Below are 15,389 nucleotides of genomic sequence, written 5' to 3' on the forward strand. Positions count from 1 at the left end.
TTTAACTTACAAGCAATTAAGACTTTAGTGCTGCAACACACTTACATCTGCAACACGTGTAAATAAATCACGTAATTGCGCGAGTAAACGTAAGCGGTTGGCTTTCAACTCAGCATCATCAGCCATCACCATGACACTGTCAAAGAAAGCATCAATAGGCGCACGTAATGCGGCCAATTGAGAGAGTGCAGTGGTGTAGTCTTTTGCTGCCAATAATGGCTCAACCACAGGTGTGATTTTTGATAGTTCAGCGAATAATGCTTTTTCTGCATCTTCCACCAAGTCTGCTTCAATGACGCTTCCTTCAGGCGCAGTTTCTTTGGCTAAAATGTTGGCAACACGTTTGTTTGCAGCAGCCAATGCAGCCGCCTCAGGCAAGGCACGGAAGTGATTTACTGCATTCACACGCTTATCAAAATCTAGTGGAGATTTTGGTGATAAAGCTTGAACGGCTTGAATCACATCTACCGCAACGCCTTGGTCTTCGTATTTCGCACGGTAACGACCTTCTAAGAAGGCTACCGCATCTGCCAAAGTCTTGTCGTGATCTTTTAATACATCGCCATAAGCAGTCAAGGCTAGCTTAATCAAGTCTTCAATTGAAACATCAAGATTATTTTCAGTCACTAAACGCAAAATACCAATCGCAGAACGACGCAATGCAAATGGGTCTTTAGAACCTGTCGGCGCTTGACCAATACCAAAAATACCTGTGAGGGTGTCTAAACGGTCTGCAAGGGCAATGGTCGTGCCTGTTTTGGTTTTAGGAAGTACATCACCCGCAAATTTAGGTAAGTATTGTTCACCCAGTGCTTCTGCAACTTCGTCATTTTCACCTTCAAGACGTGCGTAGTAAGTTCCCGCAATCCCTTGAAGTTCTGGGAATTCACCCACCAATTCAGAGGTTAAGTCACATTTTGCAAGCAAAGCAGCTTTTTCTGCATCTTGTGGATTTGCACCCGTAATTGGCGCCAAAGCAACAGCCAGTTTGGCAATTCGTTCAGATTTGTTCCAAAGTGTGCCCAATTGCGCTTGGAAAACCATGTTGACCAATTTTTCTTTGCGTGATGCAAGCGGTTGTTTCTGGTCTTGCAAGAAGAAGAATTCAGCATCAGACAAACGTGGGCGCACCACTTTTTCATTACCTTCAATAATTTGAGTCGGGTCTTTAGACTCAATATTGGAAACTGTAATAAAGTAAGGCTGTAATTTGTTGTCGCTATTGACCAAACAGAAATACTTTTGGTTGTCCTGCATGGTGGTAATTAACGCTTCTTGAGGCACAGCAAGGAAACGCTCTTCAAAGCTGGCACGTAAGGCAACAGGCCATTCAACCAATGCAGTTACTTCATCACGTAGATCCGCAGGAACAATCGCAATCGCATTAACTTCATCTGCCAACGCTTTTACTTGTTGGTCGATGATAGCTTGACGCTCTTCAAACGACGCTACAACGTAAGCAGCTTTTAACTTCGCTAAGTAATCATCGGCATGCGTTAAAGTGATAGCTTCAGGTGCATGGAAACGGTGTCCATAAGTGACATTACCTGCCTGATGATCTTGAATCGTTGCTTCAATTACTTGATGATCTTTAAGTAAAACGACCCATTTAACTGGACGCACAAATTCAGTACGGCTCGCAGCAGAGCGCATGCGTTTTGCAATTGGCAGGTTGTCCAACGCAGTTTGTAGAATTTGTGGCAATAATGCATCAATGCTTTGACCTTTCACATCTTTTAGGTAGCACACTTTTTCAACTTTACCTGCTTGGAATGTAGAGACTTGATCTACCGTAATGCCTTGACCGCGCATAAAGCCTTCAAGGGCTTTGGTTGGTTTGCCTTCGGCATCGTAAGCAGCTTGAACAGCAGGGCCGTCAAAGCGTTTTTGTGTGTCTGCTTGTGCGGCATCGACATTAGCAATTTTAAGTGCCAAGCGACGTGGTGCTGCATAGGCTTCAATTGCATCAAAAGCCAAGCCTGCATCTTTTAAACCTTTTTCAGTTTCTGCAAGTAGTGCATCACGTAAGGTTTTTAAGCTTTTCGGTGGGAGTTCTTCGCAACCGAGTTCAAATAAAACTGTATGTTTAGACATTATTTGCTTTCCTCAGTATTTTGCGCTTTGGCTTCCGCTTCAACCTGTGCTTTTAATTGTGCCAAGACTTCATCACGTAAATGCGGTTCAGCCATTGGGAAGCCTAATTTTGCACGTGCAGTCACATAACTTTGTGCAATAGAACGTGCCAAAGTACGAACACGTAAAATATAACGCTGACGTTCAGTCACAGAAATTGCACCGCGCGCATCCAACAGGTTAAAGCAGTGAGATGCTTTAATCACTTGCTCATAAGCAGGTAATGGTAATTCTGCTGCAATTAAACGGCTCGCTTCTACTTCATAGAAGTCAAACAGTTCAAACATTTTTTCTACAGGTGCGTATTCAAAGTTATAGGTCGATTGCTCAACTTCGTTTTGATGGAACACATCGCCATACGTCACAGTACCAAACTGTCCTTTAGTCCAAACCAAGTCGTAAACTGAATCTACACCTTGCAGGTACATTGCCAGACGTTCAAGACCATAGGTGATTTCGCCTGTTACAGGGTAGCATTCAACACCACCGACTTGCTGGAAGTAAGTAAACTGAGTCACTTCCATGCCGTTTAGCCATACTTCCCAACCTAAGCCCCAAGCGCCAAGTGTTGGAGATTCCCAGTTATCCTCTACAAAGCGAATGTCATGCACCAATGGGTCAATTCCAATTGCTTTTAAAGAATCTAAATACAATTGTTGGATGTTGTCTGGGTTTGGTTTCAGCACCACCTGAAATTGATAGTAGTGTTGTAAGCGGTTCGGGTTTTCGCCATAACGACCATCTTTAGGGCGGCGAGATGGTTGTACATACGCCGCGTTCCATGTTTCTGGACCTAAAGCACGTAGGAAAGTTGCAGTGTGGAATGTACCTGCCCCCATTTCCATATCGTAAGGTTGTAAAACGACGCAGCCCTGCTCCGCCCAGTAGTTTTGTAAGGCAAGAATTAAGCCTTGAAAGGTATCAATATGCGATATGGCGCGACTCATGGTCATCCACTTAAAATTAGAGAAAAATTGTGCTCAATTATAAGGATTTTGAGGTGCAGTGCAAAGGATTCGAGCGTTTCAGCGACAAGTTCTGATAATAAATTATTTAAACGCTTTTGTTTAATTTTCGAGTTAATTCAAAACGTACCCCATACCAGACATATTTTCCCAGTTGGCAAAGTCCTGAATCGCAGACCATTCACATAAACGTCACCTCATGACGCATAACATCTTTCTCAATCTTAATTTTCAAATCATGAAATGTTAGCTTTGAAATGATGTTGTCACTGAGGTGTTTGCTATGTCTGATCGCATTCGTGAAAAATTACAAATTCTTGCCGATGCAGCTAAATATGATGTGTCCTGTTCCTCTAGTGGTAGTGACCGTAAGAATAAAGACAAAGGTTTAGGCGATGCCAGTCGGGCAGGGATTTGCCATAGCTATACCGAAGATGGGCGCTGTGTTTCATTGCTGAAAATCTTGTTCAGTAATGTCTGTATTTTTGATTGTGCTTATTGTGTGTCGCGCCGTTCTAATGATGTGAAACGTGCTGCATTTACGGTACAAGAGGTGGTTGATCTGACCATTAATTTTTATCGTCGTAATTATATAGAGGGATTATTCCTTAGCTCAGGTATTTTTAAATCCGCCGACTATACGATGGAGCGGATGCTTCAAGTGGTGAAAAAGCTACGTCTCGAAGAAAATTTTAATGGCTATATTCATCTCAAAACTATTCCTGGAGCATCGCCTGAGCTGATTCATGAAGCAGGACTTTATGCTGACCGTATGAGCATCAATTTAGAAATGCCAACTGAGGTCGGATTAAAAGCGTTTGCGCCTGAAAAATCACATCAAGAAGTACAAAAAGACTTGGGGCTAGTGCGAGATCGACTGATTCAACTCAAAGATGAACGCCAGATTATCAAGCATGTGCCAAAATATGTACCCGCAGGGCAGACCACGCAAATGGTAGTCGGCGCACATCAGGAAACTGATCAAGACGTACTTATGATGGCAGATCGACATTACAAGGAATTTAAACTGAAACGGGTATATTTCTCAGGTTATATTCCAATCAACACAGAAAATAACTATTTACCAGCGGTCGGTTCGGCGCCGCCTTTATTAAGGGAAAATCGGCTTTATCAAAGTGATTGGTTGATGCGTTTTTATGGTTTTGAAGTCAATGAAATCGTCAATGAAAAACACCCACATTTAGATTTGGATGTAGACCCCAAACTGAGTTGGGCGTTGCGTCATCCCGAGCAGTTTCCAGTGGATTTAAATCGTGCTGACTATCGCATGATCCTTCGTGTACCAGGCATCGGCGTAAAGTCAGCCAAGAAAATCGTGCAAGCGCGTCGTTTTGGCAAGATACATACTGATTTATTGAAGCAACTCGGTGTGGCGTATTCACGTGCCCAGTTTTTTATTCGTTGTGAAGACAGTCCACGATTTCAAAAGGAACTTTCTACGACTGATATTCGTCAGCAAATATTAACGCAGGGTTCATCTAAATACGTTAAACAACTGTCACCGCAATTGAGTTTAGGATTTTAAACATGCTCAGTGATGCGGTGGTTTATTACTACTTTGATGGCTCTATGGTCGGTTTACTCAACTGCGTATTTCGTGCTTTTCAATTTAAAGAGTTTCACGTGCAACTGTGTTTAAACCAAGGTGCGCAGCATGGCTTATTTGCTACGGTGGTTGAAATTCCAAATCATGAGCAACATGCAAGTCGTGTTTGGTCAGCTTTACAGCAGAAACTTTCGCATTCATCTCTGAGACAATTTTATCTTGCTTATTTGTCAGAATCGTTGGATGCCTATCAACATTTATTTAATTACTGTATCTATGTTTTTCGGCATCAACATTCAGTCGAAAAAAATTACTCTCATCCCAGTGTTTTAGCGATTTCGCAATGGACGAAAAAGGTCGGGCGCGAAAAGCATCGTATGGAGGCTTTTGTGCGGTTTAAGAAAACCACAGATGGATTGTTTTTAAGTTTAGTTCGACCTGATTTTAATGTATTACCTTTGATACAGCCGCATTTTAAGCGTCGTTATCAAGATCAACGTTGGCTCATTTATGACGAACAACGTAAATATGGACTGTATTATGACTTACACGAGATTCATGAGGTGTCTCTAGATGCTCATCAGATTGACCGTAATATTGAAAATGGGGCTAGTCAAAATTTTCAATTAGAATTAGATAAACAAGAAGAATTATATGATCAGCTTTGGAAAGATTATTTCAATAGTATCAATATTAAAGAACGTCAGAATGTGAAATTGCATGTGCAATATTTGCCAAAACGTTATTGGCGATATTTGAATGAAAAATATGTTTAAGGCATTTTTTTGATTATTATTTTAAAAATACCAACATAACAAAAGAGCACATTCATGACTAAATTAGTTTAAAAAACAGCAGTACTGATTATGGCTTGTTTGAGTACTTTGGTATTTGCCAAAACGCAAGATAAAGCGATAGATCCTTATAGCCAATGTGTCGATGACATAATTCCACAGCTAAAACTGGGCAATATCAATAATGCTGTGGTGGAGATCTGTAGTACCAGAACCAAAACTTTATATGCAAAGCAGATTGTGCAGGTATGGGATCAAATAAAAAAACAGAGTCAGGAATACAAGCAGCTTGAACGCTATCAGGACATCATGAAATCACAACAACTCTTGAAAAATTTTGTCGATCAAAAGTGCCGTAATGCTGGTGCTTATATCGGTTCGCCGATGTATGAGTTTTGCCCCATGCAAAAATATGTAGAGCGATTGGAGCAATTGGAGGAGTATTTAAATTAATCTTGATCAGTTTTCGTTATTATTTAAAACTGTAATTTAAATACATCTTCAGTCTGAGTCGGCGTATACTGCTGCAACCAATGAAACAACACTATTCCAGCAAGGTGCATTGTGAGCTTAACCCAATCAGACTGGCTAAATGTCTTAAAACCGAATTACAAAGTATTACCTTTCAAAGAACGCCTACTTTGTGGTTTGGGCGCATTATTGGGTTTGGCATTATCTTCCCTGATCAGTTGGTGGGTGTTGGGCGATATTAACGCATGGTATATCGCGCCAATGGGTGCATCTTCGGTATTGTTGTTTGCTGTGCCTGCCAGTCCTTTGGCGCAGCCGTGGAATATTGTAGTTGGGAACAGTATTGCAGCAATTATGGGCGTGAGCTGTGCTTTATATATTCCAAATTTAACCGAAGCCTTTAGTGTGGCTGTGGCTTTATCTATTTTCTTGATGATGACCACCGATTCGCTGCATCCACCGAGTGGAGCAGTGGCCATTACCGCAGTGCTTGGCGGAGATGCCGTGCGTGAGCTGGGTTATCACTTCATCTTTTATCCTGTGCTGCTTAATTCAGTTTTGCTGATGATGATTGCAATCGTATTTAACCGCATGATTGGCAAGCCTTATCCTCAAACGCCACAGTTGAATCAACGTACCCAAGACCCAACGCCTACTCAAAAAGCCACTATTCAGCCGCAAGATATTCAAGATGTTTTAGATGCACAAACCCAGTTGCTAGATATTAGTGAATACGACTTACAAAAAATCATTTTAGAAGCGCAACACAAAGCCAGTGAACGACAAACTCAAGCACTGACTTGTGCCGATATTATGAGTAAAGATGTGGTCAGTTTGCAGCAAGATGAGGATATTCACAGTGCTTTAGAAAAATTCAAACACATGAATTTAATGAGTTTGCCAGTCATTGATACTGAACAACATTTGGTGGGAACTTTGGCATTGTATGAAGTGGTGGAATGGTTTAAACACGTAACAGATTTACCTTATAGCTGGAAACATCAAGTAAAACATATCATGTTGCGCCAAGTGGTCACGGTGCAACCGCAACAAAGTATTCAAGACCTTGTACCGTACTTTGTCGAGCGTTCTTTTAACTACATTCCTGTGGTAGAGCAGCAGCGTTTGGTGGGGATTATTAGCCGTGCCGATATGATTGCCGTCTTAAATCAACAGCTTGCTGTAAAGACCAATTGATTGACTTGTATTGTCGATGCGTATTCAACACGACTCAATCCTGAAATGCTGTGACTTTTAAAATATATTGCAGGTTGAAAGGCAAAAAAAAGCTACGATGCTTGGGGGAGCAATCGTAGCGAAAAAGAAGAAAGTTGTGTGAATAGGGTGGTGTCTACGAGTGAATCGGTAAACGATTCAAGCCTATGAATCTTTAAATATGGTCAGTCTTTCAAATTTCAATACCGTTTATCGGTCTTGATCAGGATTGACTGTGCGCACAGGTCTTGTGTAGCCCTGAGTATAGTTTGCTGTATTCGACTGGTTTTGTTTAGGAATCACCAACCACAACACCAAATACACCAAAATGCCAGGAAAGGCAGCGCTCATCACGGAAACAATCACAAAAATTAAGCGCAGTAAATTTGCGTTCCAACCAAAACGTTCAGCAATACCACCCATAACCCCAGCAATCATATTTGAGCGGTTTGAGCGATATAAACCAACATTGGCCATCTAATTCTCCTTGAGAGATCTAAAATTCAAAATAAATACCCGCTGATGTTTAGCTTCGCAGCACATCATCTGTATATAGAATAAAAATGGTGATGCACTTGGGTTTTTTAAAGGGCGGTGGCAAAGCAATTAGTAAAGTTATGTAACTTTTAGTGTTGCTTAAACCAGCATCCACCTAAAATATCGTAAAGAAGCGATGGGCAGAGTAAGCGCTTGACCACAAAGGATTGAGGAAAAGCATGGCTTACATTGAGTTGCCTATTCGGTGGTTTGAATAGGACTGAACATTCAGTCTATTCACTCTATATGAGGGATAGTGTGTCGGCTAAATCAAATATTTGCGCAGTTTCTATATGGAGTGCAGTGGCATTGCTTGGATGCGATGATTCACAACTTGAGCAAGCTGCAGTGCAAAAATATACAGAACAGGCAGAAACTAAAAGACTGACTGAAGTAGCAGGGCAGGCAACCGCACCCATGCAAACGGCTGCAACAGAACATCATATTCCCGAAAATCATCTGACTTATGTGGGACGCTATACTATTCAGATTAGCTGTGAAGATAAGTTTGTTATGTGCGAAAGCGGAAAAGTCGATTATATTCTGACCTTATTGCCTGATGGGACAGCGCATCGTATTTTTGTCAATGCGGGGCAAATCAGTTACGACAATAAAAAAAAATACCGCAAAGATTTATGGTTCTATGATGAAGACGCGCATCAAATTGTGGTGGCACGCGCCTCTGGGGTGAACTTTTACTATAATGTTGATCAAGACCATAATTTAATTATGGATAAAAACAAAATTGCGATTGCAACAGAAAATAATCGTGAATACTTTAAAAGCAATCCCTTACCTTCGCAAAACTATCATTTAATCAGAGCAAGTTAATTATTCGCTCATTCAATTCTTAGCCCATTCGTGAAAAACTTTTGGGCTTTTGTTTTTTTACATCAAGTTTTTATTTGGGATGTGTAAAGTATGATTTATCAATGATGGCACATCGTCTACAACTGAATTGAGCAAGGTGTAGTGGATAAAAGTGTTAGTCAAACAGGGCAGAATACGGGAATTCTATAGTAAATTACGAAACTGCACGATCCACAGAACAGTGCTGTGATGACTGGTAATTTAAAGATTTTTTAGAAGGAATGGTGGGTCGTCCGCGATTCGAACGCGGGACCAACGGATTAAAAGTCCGCTGCTCTACCGACTGAGCTAACGACCCAGAGGAGTAAAAATGACGATGATCATTTTTAAAGTATCAACCTTGAAGAAGATGGTGGGTCGTCCGCGATTCGAACGCGGGACCAACGGATTAAAAGTCCGCTGCTCTACCGACTGAGCTAACGACCCATCTAAGGTTGATCAAGGAAATGGTGGGTCGTCCGCGATTCGAACGCGGGACCAACGGATTAAAAGTCCGCTGCTCTACCGACTGAGCTAACGACCCTGAACCAGCAATCAAGCAGGCTTGATTGTGAAGTGCAAGAAAAACCAGAGGGTTTTAAGCACCACTTCGTTTGATGGAGCGTATTGTAGCAAGATATGAAGCGAGCGCAAGTAAAAAATAAAAAAGTTGCCTATGTTTGATTATAAATGCAACAAATTTGTCGTATCTAATCAAAAAATAGGCAACATAGTGGCTTAGAAGCGATATTGATACTGTTGAATATTGTCGTAAATTTCTTGGGTCAGCTCGCAATAAGCAGATTGGTTTGGCAATAACACCAGAATTTTTTCATCACACTGTTTTAAATCAAAACCTTGAGTTTTCAGGGTGTTCTTCTGATATTTAAATGTACCTGTGGTTTGCATTTGCTTTTGAATGCGTAAAAAAACGGGTACTGCATAAGCGGGCATTGCTTTTTTAAACTCCACCAGCATTTGACGCAAGTCTTGTTCATCTAACTGGCAGCCTTCGTTTAAGGTAATCGCAGCCATACCTGCACGACCATTGGTATGTGGGATTTCAACGCCATACACGACAGCTTCAGCAATTTTTTCATAGTCACTGACAATGTTTTCTACTTCTGTGGTGGATACGTTCTCACCTTTCCAGCGGAAGGTATCACCTAAACGATCAACAAACTGGGCGTGACGGAAGCCAATGTCGCGGACTAAATCGCCCGTGTTAAAATAGGCATCGCCTTGTTTAAACACGTTTTGCATCATCACCGCCTTGTTTTTTTCAGGGTCGGTGTAGCCATCAAACGGTGAGCGACGGGTGATTTTTCCAATCAATAAGCCGACTTCGCCTTTTTTGACTTTCATGCATTTGCCTTTGGCATCGCGTACGGGTTCATTTTTTTCTTTATCAAACTGAATGACCGCATAAGGTGTCGGTGAAAAACCAACCGTGTTGTCAAAGTTAAACACATTGCTAAAGCCGACGTTGCCTTCGCTAGATGCATACAGTTCCAGAATTTCCTGAACACCAAAGCGTGTTTTGAATTTGCTCCAAATATTAGGACGCATGCCATTGCCAATCATTTTGGTCACACGATGCCCACGCTCTAAATCAGAAGCAGGCGCATCCATTAAATAACGGCACAATTCGCCCACATAGCCAATCGCAGAGGCATTGAATTTGTGTACATCTTGCCAGAAGCATGAAGTGGAGTATTTTCTACGGATGGCAAAGGTGGCACTGCCTGCAATTACGCCACACCAGCACACCACAATACCTGTGGCATGGTACAGCGGCAGAGTGCAGTACATCACATCATCCTGATTTAAACCCAAGACATGACCATAGGTACCATAAGCCAACGTCCAACGGCTATTGGTGAAAATCACCGCTTTAGGCAAGCCTGTTGTACCTGAGGTATAGATATAAAACAGCCCATCTTTGCCCTGTACCGACTGTGTGGTGGCAGGATTAAAGCTTGGGAATGATGCAATGCATTGCGCTAAATTTTGAAAACCTTCAGGGGCAGTGCCAGCATCGGTACGGGTATTTTGATCTGCAAACCAATACAGTCGATTTTCTGTAAGCTCAAGTTCTTGGCGAATATCGGCAACGGCTTGACGACATTCCTCCCCCACAATCACGGCAATTGGTTTGACTAAATTGATGCTGTGCGCCAAAACTTTGGCAACTTGTGCGGTATTGACCAAAGCCACGGTAACGCCAATTTTTGCTAAGCCAATGACACTGGCAATTAATTCAGGGCGATTTTCCAACATCACCGCAATGACATCACCTTTACGTGCACCTATGCTTAAATAGTAATGGGCAATTTGGTTGGCCCAAGCATTGAGCTGTAAATAGCTGTACTGCTGATCTTCAAACACTAGTGCACAGCCATGCGGGTTACGATGCACGGCTTTTTCAAATGCTAGACCTAAGCCTGCAGGCGTGTTGGGTGTGCGTAAATAGGCTTGCTTTAACCCTGTGATCAGGTGAGGCACTTTAGTCATAAACTGCGGAATTTTTGCCGCAACATCCGTTAAGCCAATTAAATCGCTTTTTGTCATCTGGTTCATAAGAATCCTGTTTTTGTCATCATCCGTTGCATCTGCACAGCATCACGTCTTGTTGTTTTGTAATCCCTAAGTCCTAGTGCAATCAACCTAATTTTTCAGCTTTGTTAGGTGTTTTTAGAAAAGCTGTTAAAAATCAAAAACACCTAAGTTCAAATTAGCTCGCTTAAATTTAAGTCAGCACCGCGTTGGCTCTAAAGTAGCAAAAAAAATCCAGCCATTAAAATGACTGGATTTTTTTATTCCGCTGCAAAAGTGCGAATTACGACTCAGTTGGCGGAGTTACTTTTTTAGGTGGACGGCCACGTGGACGACGCGGACGTGCAGTTTTCTCTTTCTCTGCTTTGTCCTGTTCAGATTCAGCAGTTTCGACTAGGTCGTCTACAGCCAATTCCGCTTGTACAGGTGCGACCACTTCAACGGCAGTTTCTTCTTGCGCTGCTGCAGTTTCAGTGACAGTTTGTGCAAGGTCGTCTTGCGCGTTCAACTCTGGCTGAGTAGCTTCAGTTGTAGCCACTGCTTCAGGGTTTACTTCTGTAGTTGTTTCGACTTCTGTGCTTAGCGCTACAGACGTTTCTACAGTAGAGTTTGCTTCTACAGATGCGTCGTTAGTTGCCACAACCTCAGTCGTTGGCTTTGCTGCAGGTGTGCTTTCCGCTTCAGCCTTTTCTACTGCCTGTGCTTGCTTGGCTTGTTCCAAGGCTTGCTCAGCAGCTTGTTTGGCTAAACGACGACGTTCACGGGGATCATTTGCAACACGCTTATCTGACACAGGTTTTGGTGGTGTCAGATCTAAAACAGGCGCAGGTTCTGCTTCTGGTGCGGCTTTCGCAACTTCCACATCACGTGTGACAGGTTTTTTCTCTGCCACAGGCGCAGTGCTAACAAGGCTTGCAGCATACTCGTCAGTGAACTTCTGCAAAGCACGATTGAACGTTGGAATTAAACCAAACTGTTCAATCAGAACTGAACAATCTTCGCCATATACGTGGCGAATCAGGCTACCAATGCTGTATTGCGCTAAAGTTGGCACCTGTGAAGGTGTTAACTTTGGTGCAGTTACTTGCTGCGCTTGACCTTCACGTTGCTGACGACGACGCTGACGCGGGTCATTGCTGGCACGTTTTGCAGGCGCAGTCGGTTGTGCTTGAGCTTCCGCAGGTGCAGCTGTTTCTTCTGCAACAACGGCTGCAGCTTCTACCACTGCAACAGCTTGAGTTGGTTCAGTAACCGTTTCAAGCACAGTTGCTTCTACTGCTGTCACTGGTTCAGCCGCTACTGGCGCAGCATTCAATGCCACAATTTCAGTTTGAGCTTGATCGACATTCACTACCAAAGCCGTCGTGTTGAACTCTTGACGCGGTGCATCAATTAACTCCACTTTCGGATGATTAGAAGCCACTGCCGTAGTCGTTGCTTGCTCATTCAATACGCTTGGGTCGCGGTGACGATTTGGGCGTTCTGGACGAGGTTGGTTGCGACGGTCACGACGTGGCACGGCATTTTGCTGCTGCTCATTGTTGTTTTGAGCTTCTTGCTGCTGCGGTGCTTGGTCATTGTTGTGCTGACGACGAGAGTTGCGTTTGTTTTCACGCGCTTCTTGACGTTGCTCCTGACGCGACATTTGAACCACTTCTTCATGCACTTGATGTTGTTGATTGTCGTGCTGAGTTTGCGGCTCACGTTGCTCTTTGTGCTTGTTATTGTTGTTGCTGTGACGCGGCTTTTTGTTGTTGTGACGCGGAGCAGGTTTGTCTTCACGTTCAGCAGATTTATCTGCAGAGTCACGTTCAGTTTTTTGTGCCACTGTTGATGGTGCAAGGTACACATTTTGACTGCTTGCAGCAGGGGCAGTAGACGCAGTTGCAATTTGACCAAACTGACCACGGCTCACAGCACCGCTATTTACCATTTGCTCAATGGCTGCTGCAGCATTGTTGGCACTACGTGCTTGATCAATAGTGCTGGCTTGCTTTTGAACAAACAGGTTTTCTAACCATGCACATGGGCTTGCAGCTGTTGTGGCTGCCGCAGGTGCAAGCTGCTGTTGTGCAGATGCTTTATTTTGCTGTGCTGCTTGTGGTTTTCTTGCAGAAGTTTTTTCTGCCGCAGGTGCAGCAGCGTGGCTGTGCGATTGATCGGCTTCTTCTAAATGCCATTCAGAAGATTCATAACCCAACTCTTTTTCGCTTGAACGAGTTGCTTCAGTACGTTCATAGCTGGTTGGTGCAAAGCCTTCAGGATTATACGAAATTTCGTAATGCGGGGTTTCTAAGTGTGGGTGCGGTAAAACTGTCACACGTACATTTGAGGTTTGCTCAAGGTAAACCAAGCTATGACGTTTTTCATTCAGTAAGAAGGCTGCAATTTCAACAGGTACTTCGACTTGAACTTCACCATGACGTTCACGTAGTGCAATTTCTTCCACTTTACGCATAATCGAAAGAGATAGAGAGCGTAAGTCACGCACCATACCTGTACCGTGACAGCGTGGGCAAACGTAACCCGTCGCTTCTTCAAGCGATGGACGTAAACGCTGACGGCTCATTTCCATTAAACCAAAACGTGACAATTGACCAAACTGGATACGTGCGCGGTCACTTTGAGTGGCTTCACGTAGTTTGGCTTCAACCATGCGTTGGTTGCGGTCTTTGGTCATGTCGATGAAATCGATAACAACCAAACCACCAATATCACGTAAACGCAATTGGCGTGCAATTTCTTCAGCAGCTTCAAGGTTGGTATTTAACGCTGTATCTTCAACGTCTTGACCACGGGTCGATTTTGCTGAGTTGATGTCAATTGAAACCAATGCTTCAGTTTGGTCAATGACAATTGAACCGCCTGAAGGCAGTTTTACTTCACGCTCATACGCAGTTTGAATTTGGCTTTCAATACCAAAATGTGCAAACAGTGGTTCATTTAAAGTGTAAGTTTTTAGCTTGTCTAACTGACGTGGCATAACCGCTTTCACAAAGTTATAAGCTTCGTTATAGGCTTGTTCTGAGTCAATTAAAATTTCTGCAACATCATCACGCAAATAGTCACGAATGGCACGTGTGACGACACCTGCTTCTTGGTGTACTAGCATTGGTGATGGGCCTGAACTTGCAGTGCTTTGAATTTGTGCCCAAAGGTCCATTAAGTGTTGAAGGTCAAGCTGCAATTCTTCTTGAGAACGACCAATACCCGCAGTACGCACAATCACGCTCATGCCACGAGGAATGTTCAGTGAAGCTAACATCTCTTTCAGTTCTTCACGGACTGAACCCGAAATTTGACGACTGATACCGCCACCTTTCGGGTTGTTTGGCATAAGTACTAAATAACGACCTGCCAAAGAAATGAAGGTGGATAGCGCAGCACCTTTGTTGCCACGTTCTTCTTTTTCTACCTGAACCAAAAGCTCAGTACCTTCAGTAATCAGTTCGCGGATATTTGAAGTTTGGCGAGGATCGGCTTTGTAATAAGAGTTTGCGATTTCACGCATCGACAGGAAGCCTTGGCGACCTGCACCGTATTCAACAAATACGGCTTCTAAAGAAGGTTCTACACGGGTCACATGACCTTTGTAGATATTCGATTTTTTTTGTTCACGGGTACGATTTTCTAAATCAAAATCGTAAAGACGCTGACCAGTGACAAGTGCAACGCGAATTTCTTCGGCATGTGTTGCATTAATCAACATACGTTTCATGGGTGTAACACCTAATAGTGATACACAGCAAAAAATCGCTAGACACGTAGCGAACATCAAGCATCACGGATCAACTGCTCAGATCTCAAAAAAACCAATTGTGGTCTGAGCTTTTTTTACCGGCCTTTTTGTGTGGGGCTGCGGTGTATGATTCACGTATTGATGATGGCAATACGGCTTTAACCTTTAAACGGATAAAGTCACCTGATCGCTTCACTGGCGGACGAGCGGTGTATTGGATGTGTGTAACTTTCACTGTCACATTGCTCGAAGATCATCTCTTCTTTCATAGATAGAGTGTCTTGATACGGAATTATCGTCGTATCTTTACAAATTGTGCAGATCCAATACATCAAACGCTTTAGCCTGAAGTGGTTTTCAGGGTGCGACTAATCTGATGTGTATCAGTTTACGTTTAAAAACCAACTAGAGTTGGCGACATATTTTTTCAGGCAAACTGATTTATGTACCTGAGGTACAATTAAACGCAACAGTTTGCTTTTTTGCCGATATAATAAGCCTTCGGCGTCGGCATAATTCTTTTGGGACCTGCTCGTATGTAGTGGGATGTTGGTTGATTGCTC

General features: G+C 42.9%; 10 protein-coding genes and 3 tRNA genes. 5 read left to right on the plus strand and 8 right to left on the minus strand.

The window, feature by feature from the left end:
* Positions 1-24: 24 nt before the first annotated feature.
* A complete protein-coding gene (gene glyS / locus C3Y93_RS11680) occupies positions 25-2,094 on the minus strand; it encodes a glycine--tRNA ligase subunit beta (RefSeq protein WP_104852997.1) in 2,070 nt (689 codons plus the stop codon).
* Entirely contained in the window at positions 2,094-3,080 is a 987-nt protein-coding gene (glyQ, locus tag C3Y93_RS11685; protein ID WP_104853290.1) for a glycine--tRNA ligase subunit alpha, read from the minus strand. Before glyQ ends, glyS begins: the two co-directional genes overlap by 1 nt.
* Before the next feature lie 301 nt (positions 3,081-3,381).
* On the opposite strand from glyQ, the gene C3Y93_RS11690 reads away from it, so the two are divergent.
* The 4 genes from C3Y93_RS11690 to C3Y93_RS11705 all read left to right on the plus strand — a co-directional run bounded on the left by C3Y93_RS11690 (position 3,382) and on the right by C3Y93_RS11705 (position 7,127).
* The gene (locus C3Y93_RS11690) at positions 3,382-4,644 is read left to right on the plus strand and encodes a putative DNA modification/repair radical SAM protein (RefSeq protein ID WP_104852998.1); all 1,263 of its coding nucleotides are present in this window, start codon (positions 3,382-3,384) and stop codon (positions 4,642-4,644) included.
* A gap of 2 nt (positions 4,645-4,646) precedes the next feature.
* Positions 4,647-5,441 carry a TIGR03915 family putative DNA repair protein gene (locus tag C3Y93_RS11695; protein WP_104852999.1) on the plus strand — a complete coding sequence of 265 codons (795 nt, stop codon included), beginning with the start codon at positions 4,647-4,649 and terminating at the stop codon, positions 5,439-5,441.
* 90 nt (positions 5,442-5,531) lie between these two features.
* Positions 5,532-5,912 carry a hypothetical protein gene (locus C3Y93_RS11700; protein WP_070154443.1) on the plus strand — a complete coding sequence of 127 codons (381 nt, stop codon included), beginning with the start codon at positions 5,532-5,534 and terminating at the stop codon, positions 5,910-5,912.
* Between the two features lie 111 nt (positions 5,913-6,023).
* Positions 6,024-7,127, plus strand: coding sequence for an HPP family protein (locus C3Y93_RS11705; protein ID WP_104853000.1), 1,104 nt, complete (start codon positions 6,024-6,026; stop codon positions 7,125-7,127).
* Positions 7,128-7,355: 228 nt separating this feature from the next.
* Here the strand turns inward: C3Y93_RS11705 and C3Y93_RS11710 are convergent, their stop codons facing one another.
* Positions 7,356-7,622, minus strand: coding sequence for a PspC domain-containing protein (locus C3Y93_RS11710; RefSeq protein ID WP_004976022.1), 267 nt, complete (start codon positions 7,620-7,622; stop codon positions 7,356-7,358).
* Between the two features lie 363 nt (positions 7,623-7,985).
* Here C3Y93_RS11710 and C3Y93_RS11715 point away from each other — a divergent pair, with 363 nt between their 5' ends.
* A complete protein-coding gene (locus C3Y93_RS11715; RefSeq protein WP_228153766.1) occupies positions 7,986-8,513 on the plus strand; it encodes a hypothetical protein in 528 nt (175 codons plus the stop codon).
* 261 nt (positions 8,514-8,774) lie between these two features.
* On the opposite strand, the gene C3Y93_RS11720 is transcribed toward C3Y93_RS11715, so the two are convergent.
* The 5 genes from C3Y93_RS11720 to C3Y93_RS11740 all read right to left on the minus strand — a co-directional run bounded on the left by C3Y93_RS11720 (position 8,775) and on the right by C3Y93_RS11740 (position 14,805).
* Positions 8,775-8,850: transfer RNA gene (locus tag C3Y93_RS11720), tRNA-Lys, on the minus strand.
* 52 nt (positions 8,851-8,902) lie between these two features.
* Positions 8,903-8,978: transfer RNA gene (locus C3Y93_RS11725), tRNA-Lys, on the minus strand.
* Between the two features lie 21 nt (positions 8,979-8,999).
* Positions 9,000-9,075 (minus strand) — tRNA-Lys (locus tag C3Y93_RS11730).
* A 194-nt stretch (positions 9,076-9,269) separates the two neighbouring features.
* Positions 9,270-11,111 (minus strand): long-chain-acyl-CoA synthetase, encoded by a 1,842-nt coding sequence (locus C3Y93_RS11735; RefSeq protein ID WP_096901309.1) that lies wholly within the window; start codon positions 11,109-11,111, stop codon positions 9,270-9,272.
* A 259-nt stretch (positions 11,112-11,370) separates the two neighbouring features.
* Positions 11,371-14,805: an Rne/Rng family ribonuclease gene (locus C3Y93_RS11740; RefSeq protein ID WP_104853001.1), complete on the minus strand. Its 3,435-nt coding sequence runs from the start codon at positions 14,803-14,805 to the stop codon at positions 11,371-11,373.
* Between the last annotated feature and the right edge of the window lie 584 nt (positions 14,806-15,389).

This window comes from Acinetobacter sp. SWBY1 (assembly GCF_002946595.1).
GTDB lineage: Bacteria > Pseudomonadota > Gammaproteobacteria > Pseudomonadales > Moraxellaceae > Acinetobacter > Acinetobacter towneri.

Excerpts from the sequence above, each read along its gene's own strand:
- glyS (WP_104852997.1), bottom strand. The coding sequence starts at position 2,094 with ATGTCTAAACATACAGTTTTATTTGAACTCGGTTGCGAAGAACTCCCA.
- glyQ (WP_104853290.1), bottom strand. The coding sequence starts at position 3,080 with ATGAGTCGCGCCATATCGCATATTGATACCTTTCAAGGCTTAATTCTT.
- C3Y93_RS11690 (WP_104852998.1), top strand. The coding sequence starts at position 3,382 with ATGTCTGATCGCATTCGTGAAAAATTACAAATTCTTGCCGATGCAGCT.
- C3Y93_RS11695 (WP_104852999.1), top strand. The coding sequence starts at position 4,647 with ATGCTCAGTGATGCGGTGGTTTATTACTACTTTGATGGCTCTATGGTC.
- C3Y93_RS11700 (WP_070154443.1), top strand. The coding sequence starts at position 5,532 with ATGGCTTGTTTGAGTACTTTGGTATTTGCCAAAACGCAAGATAAAGCG.
- C3Y93_RS11710 (WP_004976022.1), bottom strand. The coding sequence starts at position 7,622 with ATGGCCAATGTTGGTTTATATCGCTCAAACCGCTCAAATATGATTGCT.
- C3Y93_RS11735 (WP_096901309.1), bottom strand. The coding sequence starts at position 11,111 with ATGAACCAGATGACAAAAAGCGATTTAATTGGCTTAACGGATGTTGCG.
- C3Y93_RS11740 (WP_104853001.1), bottom strand. The coding sequence starts at position 14,805 with ATGAAACGTATGTTGATTAATGCAACACATGCCGAAGAAATTCGCGTT.